The following is a 17,513-nucleotide window of genomic DNA, read 5'->3' as shown; positions in this document are numbered from 1 at the left end:
CCGGTCATGTCGGCGGCACCCGGTCTGGCGCGGCTGGTCGCCGCGCTCGACGACGGCGACGGCCTCCTCGCGCAGGCCGTCGCCGTGCTGCGCGCCGCCGCACCCGAGCCCGACCCGGCGCACCTGCCGGCCAGCGCCGCCGACCGGCAACTGCTCGCCGTGCACGAGCGCGCGGTGGGCCGTCCGCTCGAACTCACCGTCGCCTGCCCGGGCTGCGGCGCGCTGACCACCCTGCCGCTCGGCCGGGCCGACGTCGGCGAGCACCACCCGCGCAGCGCCTGGTGCTCGCCCGGGGTCGGCGTACGCGAGCCCAGTTACGCGGACCTGCTCGCCGCCCGGGGCGACCCGCACCGGCTGCTCGCGCTGTGCCGGGTCGGCGAGGGTGCCACGCTCGACGACCTGGCCCGCGTCGAGGGGTCGCTGTGCGGACCGCTGCGTTCGTCGTGCTGCGACTGCGGTGGGCCGCTGGAGGTGGACGTCGACGTGGTCGCACTGGTGCTGCGGGCGCTCAGCGGCCTACGGGTCGACATCGACCGGGAGGTGCACCTGCTCGCCTCCCGGTACGGCTGGGAACTCGCGGTGATCGAATCGCTGCCGGACGAGCGTCGTCGCCGCCTGGCCGCCCTGGTCGCGGAGACGACGCCGTGAGCGTGCCGCCGGCCGTCGCGCGGCTGGTCGCCCGCGCTACCCGGCCCCCGGTCACCGTCGACTCGCCGCTCGCCGCCCACCTGGACGACGCCGGGACCGCACTCCCGGCCGTAGCCCTACCGCCGGTGCCCCACCTGTCAACGGCGGCACCGCCGGTCCCCCGCCCGTCCCGCGAGTCTCCGCCGGCCGCGTCCCCGAACGATCACCCGGCCGAGCCGCCGAACGACCACCATCGGGCGGGAACGTCGTCGCCGGCCCGGCCCGCCGTACCGCGCCCGGGCACGCCGGCCCCGGCCCCACCCCTGTCGTCCCCGGCACGCCGGTCTCCGCCGGCTGATCCGGCCGGGTTGCCGGCTCCGGGCGCGACCGACCGGACGGCGCCCCGTCCGGTCGGTGGGCCGCCGACGGCGCCGGCACCGGTCGTCGACCCCACCGTCGCGGACGTCGAGGGGATCCCGGCCGCGTCGCCCACCGGCGCGCCCGCCCGACCCGATGTCGCCGGCTGGCCGGACCAACCGGAGGGCAGCGCTGCGTCGGCGCCGCCGGCGGCCCGACCCGCCGCGCTGATCCGCACGCCCGAGGTCGCGGCGGTGCCGACCGACCCCACCGTCCCCACCCCGACCCCGGCGGCACCCAGGCCGGGCACGCCGGCGCCGGAGCGCACGACGCCGCCGGTCGGCGCCCCGGCGCCCCACGACACGGTGAAACCCGCCCCCGTGCCACCGGTACAGATCGGACGCATCGAGATCCAGGTCGCCCCGCCACCCACCGAGATCGACCCGTTCAGCGGCTGCCGCGCGCTGGAAGAGGGCGTCACCGCCCGGCGAGGGGGTGGCTGGTGAGCCTGTTCAGCCCCGGACCGCCCGTGCTGGCCGGCGTGGACGAGGTGCTCCGTGTGCTGACCACCGAGGCACTGAAGGGACTGGCCACTCCGGTCGGGGTCAGCGTCGGGCCGCTCGACCGCCCGGTCGACGGACCCCGGCTCAACTGGTTCCTCTACCGGATCGAGCCGGCGCCCGCGTACGCCAACATGGAGTCGCCGCAGCACGGCTGGCGGACCCGGCGCGGCCGCCCGCCGCTCGCGCTCACGCTGCACTACCTGCTCACCGCCGACGCCGGTGAGCTGACCGAGAGCGGCACCGAGGACGACGTGGTGCACGCCGCCCTCTCCGCACTCATGTCGGCGCTGCACGAGAACGGGATCTTCGGCGCGGACACTCCGGTCGCGACCGGCCCCGACCGCGCCGTCACCGACGTCGCGGGCGCGTTGGAAGGCATGGTCGAACCCCTGCGGATAACCATCGAGCAGGTGCCGATGGAGACGATCACCGCGCTGTGGAACACCGGCTCGCACGCGCTGCGGCTGTCGATCGGCTACCAGGTCAGCCTGGTCACCGTGCCGGCGCTGACGGCGTACACGCCGGGGCCGCCGGTGCGCGCCCGCCGGGTCGGCGTGGCACCGTCGCCCGCGCCGGTCGTCGACGACGTCCGGCCGGCGGTGGCCTGGTTCGACCAGGCTCTCACCGTACGGGCGCACGGCGTGACCGACCAGCGCCAGGTGACGTTGGGCCGGCTACCCGGCGATCCGGACGATCCCACCGACGGGCGTCCCGACCCGGCCACCACGCCCAGCACCGGGCCGTGGCGGCTCACCGCCAGTCCGGCACCGGGCGGCCTCACCGTGCACCTGCCCAACGGTGAACTCGTCCCTGGCGCCCGGCCCCTCGTGGTCACCAACCTCGCCGACGGGTTGGCGGCCGGCACCGGGTCCGCGACGGTGACGGTGGTGCCGGTCGTCGTGTCCGCCGCCGCGCCGCTGGCCTCCGGCGCCACGGCGACGCTGACGGTGCGGCACGTCACCGACGGCGGTCAGGCGTTCTTCGCCGGGCGGGCGGTGCCGTACACGGCACTGTCGGCGACCTCGATCCAGGTCGTCGTGCCCGCCCTGCCGCCCGACGCGCCCGGCGCGACGGTCCCGGTGAGCCTGCGGTGCGGCACGGTCGCCGGGCCGGCGACGGAGCTGGCGGTGGCGCCGTGAGCACCGCGACGGCCGAGGCGCCCGCCCGGGGGACACCCTCGGCGCTGACCGACCCGCGGCTGCTCGCCTGGCGGCACCTCTTCGTCTCCGGAGCCGCCGAGGTGCTGCGCCGCTACCGCGAGGCGTGGGCCGACCCGACGCTGGACGACGCGACCCGCGCGGTCGCCGCCGTCGGTGTCGTCGACCCGCGCGCCCGCGTCGCGCTGCTGCCGCTGCCGGCCGAGGGCGAGTTCGCCGAGCTGGTCCGGGTCACCGGCATCGACGCCGCCGCCGAGGCGGTACTCGCGGTGGCCTGGTGGGCGGCGGTCGAGCCGCAGGTGGCGATCGTCTGCGGCTGCGTGCACGACGACGCCGGCCGCCGCCGGCCGAGCCTCGGCCTGCTCGCGCACGTCCTCGCCGGTGTGGGCGTGACCGTGCCGCTGACCGTCGGCGCCACCCACCCCCTGGTCCGCGGCGGGCTGCTGGACGTCCTGGTCGACCCCGACGCCCCGATCCGGCTGCCCACCACCACCGTCGCCGCGATCGCCGGCCAACGCCCCGCACCACCCGCCCCCGTCGGGGTCGCGCCGCGGGTCGCCGCCGCCGCGACGCGGATCGCCGCGCTGCTCGACGCGGGCGTCCCCGTGCTGGTCCGCTGCGAGGTGCCCGACGATCGTGCGCCGGTGCGCGACGCCGTGGCAGCGCGGCTCGGCATCGCGCCGGCTCCCGGGGTACGGCCGCCGGCGGTCGCCCGGCTGCTGCTGCGCCTCCGGCACGAGCTCCCGGCGGTCCTCCTCGAGCCGGGCGACGCGCCGCCCGACGGGACGGTTCTCGCGCTGGGCGGCGCGGACGAGCCGGGCCCGCCCGGCTGGCACCTCGTCGAGCTGGCCGCGCCACCGCTGGCCGTGGCCGAACAGGTCTGGCGACGCGCGCTGCGGCAGGCCGGCGTCGCCGTGAACCCGGACGAGCTGGCCGACCTGGTCGGACGGCTGCCGCTGGCCGAGCCGGCGATAGCCGCCGTGGTGGAGCGGGCCCGCGTGGCGGCAGCCGTGGACGGCCGGGCCGCGACGGCCCGGGACGTGAGCGCCGCACTGCGGTCCCAACCCCGCCACGACCCGGGTGGGCTCGCCCGCCGGCTGCCGCCGACGACCACCCTCGACGACCTGGTCCTCCCCCCGGCGACCCTCGCCGCGGTACGCGACGTGGTCGCGCACGCGCGCCACTCCCCCGCCGCGCACGACCGGCTGGGGCTGACCGGCCGGTTGGGCCGGGCCGTCATCGCGCTGTTCCACGGGCCGTCCGGCACCGGCAAGACCGCCGCGGCCGAGGCGGTCGCCGCGGCGATCGACCGTGACCTGTGGGTCGTCGATCTGGCCCGGGTGGTGACCAAGTGGCTGGGCGAGACCCAACGCAATCTCGACAGCGTGCTGCGCGACGCGGCGGTGGCCGGCGCGGTGCTGCTCTTCGACGAGGCGGACGGGCTGTTCGGCAAGCGAGGCGACGTCACCGACGCCCGGGACCGCTACGCCAACCTGGAGATCGACCACCTCTTGCAGCGCATCGAGGTGCACGCCGGCGTGGTCGTGCTGACCAGCAACCGTCCGTCCGCGCTGGACGAGGCGTTCGCCCGCCGGATCCGGCTCGCCGTCCGGTTCGACCTGCCCGACCACGGCGAGCGGGAACGGATCTGGCGCCGCCACCTGCCCGACGTCGACACCGCGGCGGTCGCCCGCGAGGAGCTGTCCGGGGCCACCATCCGGGCCGCCGCGCTGGCCGCCACGGTCAGCGCCATCGCCGCGGGCACGGCGGTGCGGGCCGAGCACCTGCACGCCGCCGTCCGCCGCGAGTTGGAGAAGAGCCGCCGTCCACCCACCGCCCGGAGGCCCCGGTGACCGACATCCACGTGAACGTCGACCAGCCGCCCGAACCGGGTCTGCTTCGCGCCGCCATCGAGGCCGCGTTGGCCGGCCGGGCCTGGCCGGACGGGCCGGAGGCGGCCGTCGCGCGAGCCGTCGCGGACCACGTCACCGGCACCGACCACGGACCGAGGAGCAGGTCATGTTGATGCGCGGGATGCTGCTGTCCTTCTCCGACCCGGTGGCGGGCATGGTGCCGAGCCTGGTGCCGTTCCAGTACAACCCGGCCGAGGTGACCCGGGTACTGCGGGTGCAGCGCGGTGAGTCCGGCGGGTCCGGGCTCCGGGTGGGCGGACCGCCGGTGGAGTCGTACACGTTGAAGATCGAACTCGACGCGCTGGACGCGATCGACAAGCCGATCACCGGGTCGCTCGGCATCGGACCGCTGCTGGCGACCATCGAAGGGCTGCTCGAGCCGGGCGGCGGCGGGTTGGCCGCGCTGGTCGGGGCGATCACCGGCGCACTCGGCGGCGGTGCAGGCCCCGCGCCGGTGCCCGCACCGTCGCTGCCGCTGGTGGTACTCGCCTGGAGCCTGGAGCGGATCGTCCCGGTCCGGGTGGACAGCTGCACCATCCACGAGACCGGCTTCGACGCGATGTTGCAGCCCGTGCAGGCCACCGTGGACCTGTCGCTGAGCGTGCTGCGCAGCCGGGACCTCAGCCCGGACCTGAAGCTGGCGAACGTGCTGGCGACGGCCTACCAGGCGGTACGCACCGCCAGTGCCACCGTCGGCATCGCCCAGGGCGTGGAGTTGATGCTGTGACCGGCCGGTACGCGGACCAGCCGCAGCTGGACGTGGCGCAGGACGACGGCACGACGCGGCCGATGTCGACGCCGCGGATCAGCGTCGCGCCGAGGGCCGACGTGGTGTACCCCGTCCGCGCCGGCGACCGGCTCGACCTGCTCGCGGCGGCGGCGTTGAACGACAGCACCCGGTGGTGGGTGATCGCCGACGCCAACCCGGCCGCCGACGCGCTCGCCCTGGAGGAGCCGGGGACGATGCTGGCGGTGCCCGATGCCTGAGACGCGCACCGTGATCACGGTCGACGGGAATCCGCTGACCGCGCACCAGCTGGAGCTGGTGCAGAGCGTCAGCGTCGAGGAGTCGCTCGGCAGCCCGGACAAGGCCAGCGTCACCGTCGCGATGGACACCGACAACAACAGCGCGTGGCACAGTTCGCTGGACGCGCTGGTCGCGCCGGCCACCCCGTTCACCGTGCGGGTGGGCCGGGGCGGGGCCAGCTTCGAGATCGACGCCCGCAGCGTGAGCGCGAACTGGAACTTCACGCCCGGCGGGCGGTCCACGTTGACCGTGGAGGGGATGGACCGCAGCGTCGAGATGGACCGCCGCGACGTGCAGCGGCTGTGGCAGGACACCACCGACTCGACGATCGCGCGGACGCTGTTCACGCAGTACGGCCTGGCCGCGCAGGTCGAGTCCACCCCGGCCGGGACGGACTCGGCCACCTACTCGCCGCAGCAGAGCGCCACCGACTGGGCCTTCCTGCGGGGCCTGGCCGGGCGCAACGGGTTCGACCTGCACGTCGAGTCGATCGGCGGAGTGGTCACCGGGGTGTTCAAACGGATCGACCCGACGGCGGCGGCGCAGACCACCATCCGGCTGGGCTACGGCGAGCTCGGCGGCCGGGCCACCGCGTCGGTGCAGCTGCTCGCCGGTCAGGAGGTGCACCTCACCCGTGCCGTCCCGGGAACCACCGACACCGACGTGGCCAGCGACCCGGGCACCGGGCACGCGATGGGCCCGCGGTCGCTCGGCGGGGCCACCCTGATCCGTACCCACGCTGCGGCCGGCATCAGCGTGCTGGACGCCCGGACGACCGCCACGGCGATGGCCGAGCGCAGCGCGTTCGGCGCGTCGCTGTCCACCACGCTGACCGCCCCCGACATGCCGCTGGTCCGCGCCCGCCGCACCATCACCGTCGCCGGGCTCGGCCCGACGCTGGACGGGCTGTGGCTGGTCAAGTCGGTGCGGCACACGATCACCGCCGGCGGGCACAGCCAGGCGTTGGGCCTGATCCGCAACGCGCTGGGCAGCGGCTCGGCAGGCGCCGGCGGGCTGGCCGCCCTCGCCGCGGGGGTGGCGCTGTGAACGCCGCCCACGTCGGGCTGTTCCCCGGCACGGTGCACGACAACGACGACCCGGAGAAGAAGTGCCGGATCAAGGTGGTCGTCCCGGAGCTGCTGGACGGCCCAACCGGCTGGTGCCTGCCCGCACTGCCGTACGCGGGGGACGGCTGCGGCTTCGCGTTGGTCCCCCCGGTCGGCGCGGCCGTGCTGGTGCAGTGGCCGCGCGGCGACCTGTCCGCGCAGCCGGTCTGGTCGGGCGCGAACTGGAGCGCCGGCAAGGCGGTGGCGGGTGCCGGGCCGAACACGGTCGTGCTGCTCACCCCGGGCGGGCACCGGCTCGAACTGTCCGACGAGGAGGGCGCGCTGACCGTCACTTGCTCGGCGGGCCCGGTCATCACGCTCGATGACGACGGCGTGCGGATCGACAACGGGTCGGGCGCGACCATCGTCATGCAGAACGGGCAGGTCGACATCAACGACGGCGCCCTGGTGGTGAGGTGACGTGCCCGGCTACCTGCTCACCACCGCCACCGTGGCGACCTGCCCGCACGGCGGGTCGGCGAGCTTCACCGCGAGCCAGGACCGGGTGCTGGCCGACGGCGCCCCGGTGCTCGTGCTCTCCGACAGCACGACGATCACCGGCTGCCCGTTCATGGTCGGCAACGTCGCCAGCCCGTGCACGACGGTGCGGTGGCAGTCCCCGGCCGTCCGGGTCACGGCCGGCGACCCGGTGCTGCTCGACACCAGCGTGGGGCTGTGCCTGAGCGCGGCGTCCGCGCCGCAGGGCACGCTCCAGATCAGGACGAACCAGTCGAAGGTGGAGGGCAGATGAAGCGGTTCGCCGCCCAACCCTGGGCCGTCGGCGCCGGACGCCGGCTGGCCACCCGGTCGGCACTGGAGCACCTGGACGACCTCGTCCGCATGGTTCTGCTCACCGGGCCGAACGAGCGGCTGCACCGGCCGGGTTTCGGCGCCGGACTGGGCCCGTCGACGCTGTTCCAGCCGCTCTCCCCGGACCTGGCCGGCACCGTGCGGGCCCGGGCCCGGGGCAGCCTCACCGACGCGCTCGGCGACCGCCTCGACGTCGTGGACGTGACCGTGACCGTCGCCGACTCGACGGTGTCCGCGCAGGTGGTCTACCGCCCCCGGCCGGCGGGCGAGACCCGGACGGTCACCCTCACCCTGCCGGCGGCGGCGCTGTGACCACCTTCGACGCCTACACCGAGCCGGTGCAGCCGCAGGCCAGCCCGCTGCGCCGGCCGGAGGCGCTGTTCGCCGGGGGCAGCGTCATCGGGCTGCGCGCGGCCAGCGCGACCAGCTCGGGAAGTACCCGCACCGTCTCGGTCTGGCTCTACGACGACCCGCCGGCCGGGCTGACCGCCGCCGGGATGTGGACGTTCCAGGGCCGCCCGGCGGTCACCGTCACCGGCCCGGGGACGGTCGTCGCGGCGACCACCGACCCGGACGGGAATCCGGTCCCCGCGCACCTCGACCTGCCCGTGCAGGCGGTGGGCGCGGCGCTGCCCGGACGCGCGCCGTACCGGCTGGGTGTCGACCCGGCGGGCCTGGCCGGGCTCGGGCTCCAGGTCGACCCGCTGCGCCGGCACCTGCCGGTACGGCTCCGCCCGGAGTGCGGCGACGTGCCGGACTGCGTGCGGATCCCGGAGCAGCCCGCCCCGCTCACCCCGCCCGACTACGACACCCTGGCCCGCGACTACGCCGGGCTGCGCGCGATGCTCCTGGAACGGCTGGACGTCCTCGCGCCGAACTCCGACCACTCCCCCGCCGACGTCACGGTCACCCTGCTCGAACTGATGGCGCACCTCGGTGACCTGCTGCACTACCGCCTGGACCGGGTCGCCACCGAGACCTGGCTCGGCACCGCCCGCCGCCGCGCCAGCGTCACCCGGCACGCCCGCCTGGTCGACCACCCGGTGCCCCCCGCGACCAGCGCCGCCACGTTCGTGCAGGTGCGGCGGGCCCACCCGAACGCCGGACCGACCGACAGCAGCTTCGTCGTCCAGCCGGGGGACACCGCGACCGACGCCGTCGGGGACCCGGAACGGTCGCCCGACGCCGCGCACTTCACGCTGGAGACCGACGCCCCGGTCACCGTCTTCGCCTCGCACGCCGAGGTGCCGCTCTACGACTGGACCGAGGCGGACGCGGTGCTGACCGCCGGCGCGACCAGCGCGGTGCTGGTCCGCCCCCGCCCGGCCGACGGCGCACCGCTGGCGACCTGGCTGCCGGTGGGCTCGCTGCTCGCCTTCGAGGTGGTCGCCCCCGGGCCGGCCGGCGCGCAGCAGGACTGGGCGCGGCGGCTCACCAACTGGCCGCCGGACGACGGCGGCGGCGAGCAGATCCGCCTCCCCCTCGCCTCGTTCCCGGCGCAGGTGGTCCGGGTGACCCACGCGGTCGAGATGACCGACCCGCTCTCCCCGGGCCTGCCGCTGGTGCGGGTGTTCTGGGACGCCGCCGACGCGCTGACCCGGCCGGTGCCGGTCAGCGTGGACCACTCCGGCGGCACGCCCCGCGTCGGCGTGGCCCGGCTCGGCGTCCTGCCCGCCCACCACGGTCTGCTGGTCGACGGTCCGGCGGCGATCGCGCCGCTCGACCCGCTCACCGGCGGCCGACCCGACCCGGCCCGCCAGCGGGTCGCGGACTACCTGCTCGTCCGCGCCGCAACGGCTGGACTGTCCTGCGCGCCCGGCGGCCGGCCGTGGCGGCTGGACACCCGGGTGGCGCTGCCCAGCGGCATCACCGTCGGGGCGACCCGGGTGACCAGCCTGCTGCGGGCGACGGCGGAGGGGTTCAGCGTCGTGGTCGACCACGACGACGACCACCCGCCCCGGTTGCGGTTCCGCACCGGCGTGCTGGGCGTGGTGCCGCCGGCCGGGTCGGCGGTGACCGTGCGCTACGAGGTCGGCGCCGGCCCGGGCGGGCTGATCGCGGCGAACACGTTGACGCGGCTGGTGCGGAGCACCTCCCCGGCCGGGCAGCCGTGCGTGTGGGCGGAGGCCGACGCGAGGGTCACCGCGCGCAACCTCACGCCGGGGGTGGGTGGCGCCGCCGCCGTGCCGCTCGACGACGTACGCCGGGACGCTCCGCAGGCGTACGCGGCGGTGCCCCGGCGGGCGGTGCTGGTGAGCGACCTGCCGCCGTTCGCGACGCAGGTCCCCGGTGTGGCCCGCGCCGCGGCGCGCCGGTCGTGGTCCGGATCCTGGCCGGTCGGCCTCGTGGCCGTGGAGCTGGCGGGCGACGTGGACGACCCGTCGGTCGACGCCGCGGTGGCCGAGGTGATGGACGCGGTGCGGATGGTCGGCACGGAGGTGGTCACCCTGCCGGCGACCCCGGTGGGCCTGCTCGTCGCGGCGACGGTGTGCCTGACCCCGGGGACCGATCCCGCGCTGGCCCGGCTGCGGATCCTGGCGGCGCTGCGGCCGGGCCGGCCCGGGGGGGTCTTCACGCCCGCCGCGCACCCGCTCGGCACCTCGGTGTACGTGTCGACGGTCGTCGCGGCCGTCGCCGGGGTGCCCGGGGTGGACGCGGTGCGGGTGACGGAGGCGCGCCGGCTGTCCGAGCCGGCCGGGACGTACCACGAGGTGCTGGTGGTCGGGCCGGACGAGATCGCGGTCTGCGACGACGACGCCGCCGCGCCGGACCGGGGCCGGATCGAGCTGACCGTGGAGGGTGGCCGATGAACGCACCGGAGCCCCGTGAGCTGACGCCCCGGCCCGACCCGCCGCCGGGTCTGCCCCGGCTGCGTCGCCGGCTCGCCGACCGGTACGACTTCCGCGACGGGCTGCTCGCCGGGATCGCCGGGGTGACCGGGGCGGGCGGGGCCGGACCGCTGGGCGCGCGCCTGGACGTGGCGGGCGACCCGGCCGTCGTCACCGCCGCCGAGCTGTGGTCGCGGGTGGCCGACTCGGTCGCCGCGTACACCGAACTCGCCACCGGCGAGCGGTACCTGGGCACCGCGCAGGACTGGACGGACCTGCGCCGGACCATCGATCTGCTCGGCCACCGGCCGACGCAGCGGACCGCGGCGCACGGCTGGATCCGCTGCACGACGGACTCCGGGGCCGGTCCGCTCGTCCCGGCCGGCACCCGGGTGCAGGCGCCTGGCACGCCCACCCGGGCCGCGCAGACCTTCGAGGTGGTCACCGACACGCAGCTGCGCGCCGACTGGGCCGACCTCACCGTCACCGCCGTGCCGACCCCGCAGCCGCCGCCGGGTCGCGCGCTGCGGCTGCTCACCGATCCGGGCTTCGGCGCCGGCGACCGGGTGGCGCTGGTCGCCGAGAAACCCTCGGGGTACGTGCCGATGCCGTCGACCTGGTGGGGCTGGCTCGGCTGGATGTCGATCGTCTACACCCTGTTCGCCAGCAACCTGACGCTGCGCGCCGTGGTGACGGTGACGAAGAGGTCCGACGACCTGGGCGCCTTCCTGGTCACCACCGACCGGGAGCTCGCCGGGCTGCTGGCGCCGGTCAGCGGCACCACGTACGCCGCCTACCGGGTACGCGCGAAACTGTCGCTGGCGCACCGGCTCAGCAAGTTGTCCTACGTGAACTCCTCCGGCGCCGCCGCCACGGCCGCCGTCAGCTACCCGGGCGAGGCCGCGGCGGTCGGCTCCGGCCACCTGCTGGTGACCGACGCGAGCGCGGCGAGCCCGGGTATGAACATCCTCGTCTCGAACGCGTACGGCGCGTTCGTCACGACGGTCGAGTCGGTCAGCGGCGTGGACTGGTCGGTCGCCCCGGGGACGAAGCACCACGTCGGCCGGATCGAGCTGACCGACCCGCTGCCGCCGGGCCAGCGGAACGACGACATCGAGATCCTGCTCGTCGACCACCGGGTCGTCGCCCAGCACCACGAGCTGCCGCCGCTGGCCCCCGGCGGGACCCGGCTGCGGGTGCATCCCCGGCCCGCCGAGGTGCCCACCCGGATCGCCGTGCAGACCAGCGCCGGCTGGGAGCTGGCGGACTGCTCGCGGGACGCCGGCGACACCACCGACGACGTGGGTGGCATGCTGCTCGTCCTCGGCTCCGGGCTCACCGGGACGGCCGCGAAGGCCCCGGCGACCGCCAACCTCGTCCCGGTCCGGCACGGCGAGACGCGCCGCGGACCGCTGACCGTGGCCGACGGCGGCACCGTCGTCCCCGGCCCGGTCACCGCCGACGTCGACCAGTCGGGCCGGGTCACCGACAGTCTCACCGTCCGGGTCGGCGGGGTGGCCTTCGACGAGGTCGACAGCCTGTACGGGCGGGACCCGACCGCACCGGTGTTCACCACCCGGCTCGCCGCCGACGGCCGCCTCGTGGTCCGCTTCGGCGCCGACGCGGTACGCGGCGAGGTGACGGCGACCTGGCGGGTCGGCGGCGGCCTGGTCGGTGAGCTGGACGCGACGCGGATCGACACTTTGCTCGGCAGCGTGCGGGGCGTCCGCAAGATCGCCGGGGTGGGCCGTACCACCGGGGCCGCCGACCAGGAGGACTCGCTGCAGATGCGGCGGGCCGCCGCGGCCCGGGTCCGCGCGCTGGACCGCGCGGTGTCACTGGACGATCTGGCCGACCTGGCGCTCGGCGTGCCGGGGACGAGCCACAGCGTGGCGTGGCGGGGCGCGGGCCCGGTGGGCTGCCCCTGCGGCGGGAGCGGTCTGCATGTGGCGTCGCTGCGGTTCGGCGACCCGGGGGTGCGCGCACCGCTGCCCGCCGAGCTGACCTCGCTCGCCGGCTACCTGGACGCCCGGCGGGACACCTCGGTGGGCCTGTGCGTGTGCGCGGGCGTGCCGAGCGCGCTGACCGCCACGCTGACGGTGACCGCCGACCCGCGCCGGGACCCGGTGACGGTCCGGGAGGCGGTCGGCGCGGCGCTGCTCGACCCGGCCGGCCCACTCGCGCCCCGACCGCGCGACCTGGGCGTGCCGGTCGACGCGAGCGACGTGCTGGCCGTGGCGCAGGCGGTCACCGGGGTCGTCGGCGTGGTCGCGCTGTCGGTCACCCCGGGCGTCCGCGCGCCGTCCGCCGCCGAGGCCGCGATCGGCCGGACACCGGCTGAACGGTACGAACTGTTGAGCGTGACGGCGGTGCATCTCCAATGAGCGAACGTTTCCTGCGTATGGTGCCGCCGGCCCTGCTGAACACCGGGCCGGCCGGCGCCGACACACCGCCGCTGCTCGCGTTGCTGGCGGCGTTGGAGGAGCAGTGGCTGCTGCTCGCGGCGGACGTCGACCGGGTGCTCGACGACGCCTTCCCGGACAGCGCCGCGGACTGGGCGCTGCCGTACCTGGGCGCGCTGCTGGGGCTGCCGCCGGACGCCGACCGGCGCGAGATCGCGTACGCGACCGCGCTACGCCGGCGCAAGGGGACCCCGGCCGCCCTGGAGGACTTCGCCGAGGTCGTCACGGGCTGGTCGGCACGGGTGCGCGAGGGCTGGACGGCGACGGTGTGGTGCCAGCAGCTGCGCCACCCGGTCCGGCGTACCGCCTCGCTGGACCTGCGCAACGGCGAGCACCTGCTGGCGGGCACCGGGCTCGACCCCGCGCGACGGTCGGTCACGCCGGGCGGGTCGTTCCACCCGGCGGCGGCGACCGTGCAGGTGTTCCCGTGGCAGGTGCTCGGCTACGAACAGGTCCAGGTGGCGCCGCTGGGGGGCGGCCGGTTCGCGCTGCACCCGCTCGGCGGCAGCGCGCCGCTCTACCTACGGCCGCGACCGCTGGAGATCGCCAGCGACGCCGAGGACGAGCGACCACCCGGCGAGCCGCCCGCACCGCGTCGTCCGCGCACGCCGGACGAGCTTCCGGTACGCGCCACGTGGCGGCTGATCGACGCGCTCGGCGACGTGAGCTACGGGCCGGTGTGGACGCTCGCGGCCGACCATCCTCTCACCGGTGACGGGCCGGCGCTGCTGGAGCTGACCGTGGACGGCGTGCCGCTGCCCTGGGCGAAGATCGGGCTGACCGCCCTGCCGCCCGCCGGGTCCCCCGCCGCCCCGGCGGGGACGGTGCTCGTCGACCCGTACCGGGGGGTGGTGAAACCGGCCGGGGACGTGCCGGGCACCCTCCGCGCCACGTTCTACCGGGCCGTCCCGGGGCGGCTCGGCGCGGTGGCGAGCACCGCCGAGACCCGCGACGACGCGGGCGTGGTGATCGTCGTCGATCCGGCGTCGGGTCCGCACCCCGCCGGGCAGATCGTCGTGCCCACCCTGACCGCGGCGTTCGCCGCCGCCACCGCGGCGACCAGCAGTTCCAGCGAGCCGGACGCCCCGCAGGTGGAGATCCGCCTGCTCACCAGCGACCGGCTCGCCGCGCCCGCGGCGCCGGTGACCGGCACCCCGACGCTGACCCGGTGGCGGGTCGTCGCCCCGACCGGGTGCACCCCGGTGGTCACCGGGGACCTGTCCCTGCAGCTGACCGACGTGCGGATCGAGCTCTGCGGGTTCCTCCTCGCGGGCGCGCTGCGGATCGGCGCCCAGCTCGCCGGCGTCGACCTGGTCGGGATGACCGGCGACCCGACGTCCGGGCACGGGATCGACGTGGACCCGACCGCGTGGACGGTCCGGCTGGCCGCGACGCGCTGCCTGCTCGGCCCGATCCGCGCCGACCTGTCCGCGTACCCGATCCAGCTGACCGACTGCGTCGTCGACGGGCGGGGCGCGGCGCTGATGCCGTGCGGCGGCGATCCGGGCGGCGACCCGACCCGCGCCGCGGTCGCCGCCGCCGACCGGTTCCCGCCCGACCTCGTCGCCACCGGGGTCACCTTCGTCGGGCCGGTCGGAGCCGACGAGGTGTGGGTGACCGACTGCCTGTTCACCGGCGGGCTGCGCACCACCGTCACGTCCACCGGCTGCGTGCGCTACTGCCACCTGGGCGAGCACGACTCGCCGCAGGCCCACCCGCCCGCGTACCACTGCCTGACCGGGCCGTTGCCGCGCTTCGGCGGGATCGGCTTCGACTCGGCCGGCTACTACGCGCCGGTGCTGGACGCCCCGTCGGCCCGCCCGTCGCCGGCACTGCTCACCGGCGCGAGCGACGGTGGCGAGATCGGCGCCTACCACCACGCCCGCCGCGGGCCGCTGGCCGTCCGGCTGGCGCAGCGCCTGCCCGAGATGACCCCGCTGACCGTGCATCCGCACCTGAGCGTCGCGCACCCGGAGGAATGACATGACCGGAGACGTCACCAGCGTCCCGTTGCGCGCCACCGACCGGTGGACCGCTGCGCTCATGCAGCAGGGCCGGGTGCTGCTCGACACCGACTGGAACCTGGTCGTCGGGGGCTCCGCCCGGGACGCCCGGCAGCTCGCCCGCGACGCGATCGGCCCGGCCGGGGTGCCGGTCGGCAGCACCGCCTTCAAGGTGGAGTTCGTGGGCGGGGCGTTGACGGTCCGCGCCGGGACGATGTGGATCGGCGGGCTGCTCGCCCGCAACCCCGCCGACCTGGGGTACGCGGCACAGCCGGAGGTCGCCGCGCTGCCCGCGTCCGGCCTGGTGAACGTCTACCTCGACGCGTTCGTCGAGGAGGTGCAGGCGGCGGAGGACCCGAGCCTGCTCGACCCGGCCCTCGCCGGCGTCGACACCACCACCCGCACCCGGGTGGGCTGGCGGGTACGGGCCGTCCCCGCGACGTCCCCCACCTGCTCGGGCGCCGGCCTGCCCGTACCGGTGTCGACCGGCCGGCTGGACGTCTCGCGGACCGCCGCGCCGGTGTCACCGGACCCGTGCGCGCCTCCGGACGACCCGCGCAGCAAGCTGCCCGACGGGCTGCTGCGCATCGAGGTGCTCGACGCGGGCACGGAGAAGACGGCCCGGTTCGCCTGGTCGTACGCGAACGGCAGCGACGCGGTGGCGGCGACGGTGGCCGGCACGACGGTGACCCTCGCCCCGTCGCCCGCGGTGACGTTCGCCCCCGGCGACCTGGTCGAGGTGTCGACGCTGGCGCGCCGGGCCGACCGGCGCGACCACGGCGCGCTGTTCACCGTGGCGGCGGTGGCGCCGTCGGCCGGCGGCGACACGGTCACCCTCGGTACGGCCAGCCCGCTGGCGGGCGACCCGCCGGGTACCTGCCTGCGGCGCTGGGACGGGCAGGTCGTCGGCGCGGCCACCGCGGTCCCGCTGACCCTCGGCGGGGCCGACGTCGGCATCGCGTTCACCGCCCGCGCCGGCGGCTACCAGGTCGGCGACTGGTGGGGGGTGCGGGTCCGCGGCAGCGCCGCCGACGCGGTGGAGACGCTGACCGACGCCCCGCCCGACGGCGTCGTGCACACCGCTGCGCCGCTGGCCGTGGTGGACCTGACGAACAAGACCGTGCTCACGGACTGCCGGCCGACCTTCCCGCCGCTGACCGACCTGCGCGGCGGGACCTGCACGGTGACCGCGTTCCCGGGTGACGACCTGCAGGCCGCCCTGGACGCGTTGCCCGCCACCGGCGGCGAGCTGTGCCTCGCCGCCGGCACGTTCCGGGTCGGTGCCCCGCTGACCGTCACGGGCAAACAGCGGGTGGTGATCACCGGGATCGGACCGGCCACGGTGCTGGTCGGCGAGAAGCACGAGGCGGTGCTGGTCGCGACCCGCTGCCCGGACATCGAGGTCACCCGCCTGCGGGTGGAGTCCGGCCGGGCCCCCGACACCCCGCCCGGTGAGGAGCACCTGCTGGGCGCGTTGACGTTCCTGGGCTGCGACGGGGTGCGGGTGCGCGACTGCGAGGTGTGGTGCCCGGACTCGTCCGGGCGTGCGCAGTCGGGCATCTACGCGGCGCCCGACCCGGACGGCAGGCGTCCCGGCGCGGTGGAGGTGCGTGGCAACCGGCTGGAGATCGGTGACCACCAGGCGGGCGTCATCGTCGCGTCGGCGACCGAGAGCACGGTCGTGGACAACACCGTCGTGCTGTCGGCCGGCAAGGCGACCACGCTGATGACCCGCCTGGTGGCCCGCGAGCTGGGCCGGTTCGTCGCCGGCCACCTGGCCGCCGACCCGGCGGCCGGCGGCGGCGCGGCGGTCGAGCTGGCCGACGGGCGCACGGTACGGATGGGCGGCCCGGCCGCGCTGCGCCGGGTGGCCGCCGACTGGGCGAAGGCCACCTCGACCCGGCGGCTGAAGTCCCGTGCCTCGCTGCACCAGGGGCTGGCGCGGTTCGTCACGGCCAGCGCCACCGAACCGCACCAGGCGGCGGTCGGCTCGGTCAGCGGCCGGTTCCTCGCGGCGGCGCTGAAGGACACCCGGGCCGTCGGGCAGGGCATCGTGGTGGCCGGCGACCGGGCGAACCTGGTCCGGGTCGAGGGCAACGAGGTGACCGGGGCGCTGCAGGGCGTCCATGTGGCACTGCGGGCGGCCGGCGGGGGCCGGCGGGTGCTCGGCCAGGTGGTGATCAGCAACAACACGGTGTCCTGCGCGGTGCCGTTCTTCTGGGGCCGCCAGCGGCACGCCTTCTACGTGGGCAGCTTCAGCAGCCTGACCATGCTGGACAACCACGCGCGGTTGCACCGTACGGGCGACCAGACCGACGGCACGCCGGTCGACGCGGTGCGGGTGACCGGCCAGCTCGGCGCGTTCCTGCAACTACGCGGCCTCGACGCGTCCGGCCCGTTCCGGGCCGGCGTGGTGCTGCGCGACGAGGGGGCTGCGCAGAGGGTGTCGTTGCGTTACGTCAGTGACGTGCTCAACCCGCTGGGCGTCGGGGTACGCGTCGAGTCGGGCTCGTTCCTGCTGGACCGTTGCTTGCCATGACGGCGGGGAATATCCTCGTAGGTCCAGGCATGCGCCAACCCGCGGTAGGGACAGCCGAGACCTTGTGTAGCGGATGAGGGGTTCGACACCCCGTATGGCTGGACGGCACGGATGAGAAGGC

15 protein-coding genes are annotated in these 17,513 nt (G+C 76.4%); all 15 read left to right on the top strand.

Annotated elements, in window-relative coordinates; genetic code table 11:
* The first annotated feature begins 6 nt into the window (after positions 1 to 6).
* Genes GKC29_RS15530 through GKC29_RS15460 form a run of 15 tightly spaced genes read left to right on the top strand, consistent with a single transcriptional unit; the run spans position 7 to position 17,392 of the window.
* Complete coding sequence (locus GKC29_RS15530) at positions 7 to 648, top strand: hypothetical protein (protein WP_155331510.1); 642 nt, start codon at positions 7 to 9, stop codon at positions 646 to 648.
* Positions 645 to 1,490, top strand: coding sequence for a hypothetical protein (locus GKC29_RS15525; protein ID WP_155331509.1), 846 nt, complete (start codon positions 645 to 647; stop codon positions 1,488 to 1,490). Before GKC29_RS15530 ends, GKC29_RS15525 begins: the two co-directional genes overlap by 4 nt.
* Positions 1,487 to 2,686 carry a DUF4255 domain-containing protein gene (locus GKC29_RS15520; RefSeq protein WP_155331508.1) on the top strand — a complete coding sequence of 400 codons (1,200 nt, stop codon included), beginning with the start codon at positions 1,487 to 1,489 and terminating at the stop codon, positions 2,684 to 2,686. Before GKC29_RS15525 ends, GKC29_RS15520 begins: the two co-directional genes overlap by 4 nt.
* Positions 2,683 to 4,557: an ATP-binding protein gene (locus GKC29_RS15515; RefSeq protein WP_155331507.1), complete on the top strand. Its 1,875-nt coding sequence runs from the start codon at positions 2,683 to 2,685 to the stop codon at positions 4,555 to 4,557. The genes GKC29_RS15520 and GKC29_RS15515 overlap by 4 nt, the downstream gene beginning before the upstream one ends.
* Positions 4,554 to 4,730: a hypothetical protein gene (locus GKC29_RS15510; RefSeq protein WP_155331506.1), complete on the top strand. Its 177-nt coding sequence runs from the start codon at positions 4,554 to 4,556 to the stop codon at positions 4,728 to 4,730. The genes GKC29_RS15515 and GKC29_RS15510 overlap by 4 nt, the downstream gene beginning before the upstream one ends.
* Positions 4,724 to 5,344 carry a hypothetical protein gene (locus GKC29_RS15505; RefSeq protein WP_155331505.1) on the top strand — a complete coding sequence of 207 codons (621 nt, stop codon included), beginning with the start codon at positions 4,724 to 4,726 and terminating at the stop codon, positions 5,342 to 5,344. The genes GKC29_RS15510 and GKC29_RS15505 overlap by 7 nt, the downstream gene beginning before the upstream one ends.
* Entirely contained in the window at positions 5,341 to 5,604 is a 264-nt protein-coding gene (locus GKC29_RS15500) for a hypothetical protein (RefSeq protein ID WP_155331504.1), read from the top strand. Before GKC29_RS15505 ends, GKC29_RS15500 begins: the two co-directional genes overlap by 4 nt.
* Positions 5,597 to 6,691, top strand: coding sequence for a phage late control D family protein (locus GKC29_RS15495; protein ID WP_155331503.1), 1,095 nt, complete (start codon positions 5,597 to 5,599; stop codon positions 6,689 to 6,691). The genes GKC29_RS15500 and GKC29_RS15495 overlap by 8 nt, the downstream gene beginning before the upstream one ends.
* The gene (locus tag GKC29_RS15490; RefSeq protein WP_155331502.1) at positions 6,688 to 7,170 is read left to right on the top strand and encodes a phage baseplate assembly protein V; all 483 of its coding nucleotides are present in this window, start codon (positions 6,688 to 6,690) and stop codon (positions 7,168 to 7,170) included. The genes GKC29_RS15495 and GKC29_RS15490 overlap by 4 nt, the downstream gene beginning before the upstream one ends.
* 1 nt (position 7,171) lies before the next feature.
* Positions 7,172 to 7,501 carry a hypothetical protein gene (locus GKC29_RS15485; protein ID WP_230688629.1) on the top strand — a complete coding sequence of 110 codons (330 nt, stop codon included), beginning with the start codon at positions 7,172 to 7,174 and terminating at the stop codon, positions 7,499 to 7,501.
* On the top strand, positions 7,498 to 7,872 hold the full coding sequence (locus GKC29_RS15480; RefSeq protein WP_155331501.1) for a hypothetical protein: 375 nt from the start codon (positions 7,498 to 7,500) through the stop codon (positions 7,870 to 7,872). Before GKC29_RS15485 ends, GKC29_RS15480 begins: the two co-directional genes overlap by 4 nt.
* Complete coding sequence (locus tag GKC29_RS15475; protein ID WP_155331500.1) at positions 7,869 to 10,370, top strand: baseplate J/gp47 family protein; 2,502 nt, start codon at positions 7,869 to 7,871, stop codon at positions 10,368 to 10,370. The genes GKC29_RS15480 and GKC29_RS15475 overlap by 4 nt, the downstream gene beginning before the upstream one ends.
* Entirely contained in the window at positions 10,367 to 12,772 is a 2,406-nt protein-coding gene (locus GKC29_RS15470; RefSeq protein ID WP_155331499.1) for a hypothetical protein, read from the top strand. Before GKC29_RS15475 ends, GKC29_RS15470 begins: the two co-directional genes overlap by 4 nt.
* Positions 12,769 to 14,832, top strand: a complete 2,064-nt coding sequence (locus GKC29_RS15465) for a phage tail protein (protein ID WP_155331498.1) — start codon at positions 12,769 to 12,771, stop codon at positions 14,830 to 14,832. Before GKC29_RS15470 ends, GKC29_RS15465 begins: the two co-directional genes overlap by 4 nt.
* 1 nt (position 14,833) lies before the next feature.
* Positions 14,834 to 17,392 (top strand): DUF6519 domain-containing protein, encoded by a 2,559-nt coding sequence (locus GKC29_RS15460; protein ID WP_155331497.1) that lies wholly within the window; start codon positions 14,834 to 14,836, stop codon positions 17,390 to 17,392.
* The last annotated feature ends 121 nt before the right edge of the window (positions 17,393 to 17,513 follow it).

The sequence above is a fragment of the Micromonospora sp. WMMC415 genome (genome assembly GCF_009707425.1).
In the GTDB taxonomy this organism is placed as follows: Bacteria; Actinomycetota; Actinomycetes; order Mycobacteriales; family Micromonosporaceae; genus Micromonospora.
This window is presented reverse-complemented; position numbering and strand designations above follow the sequence as displayed.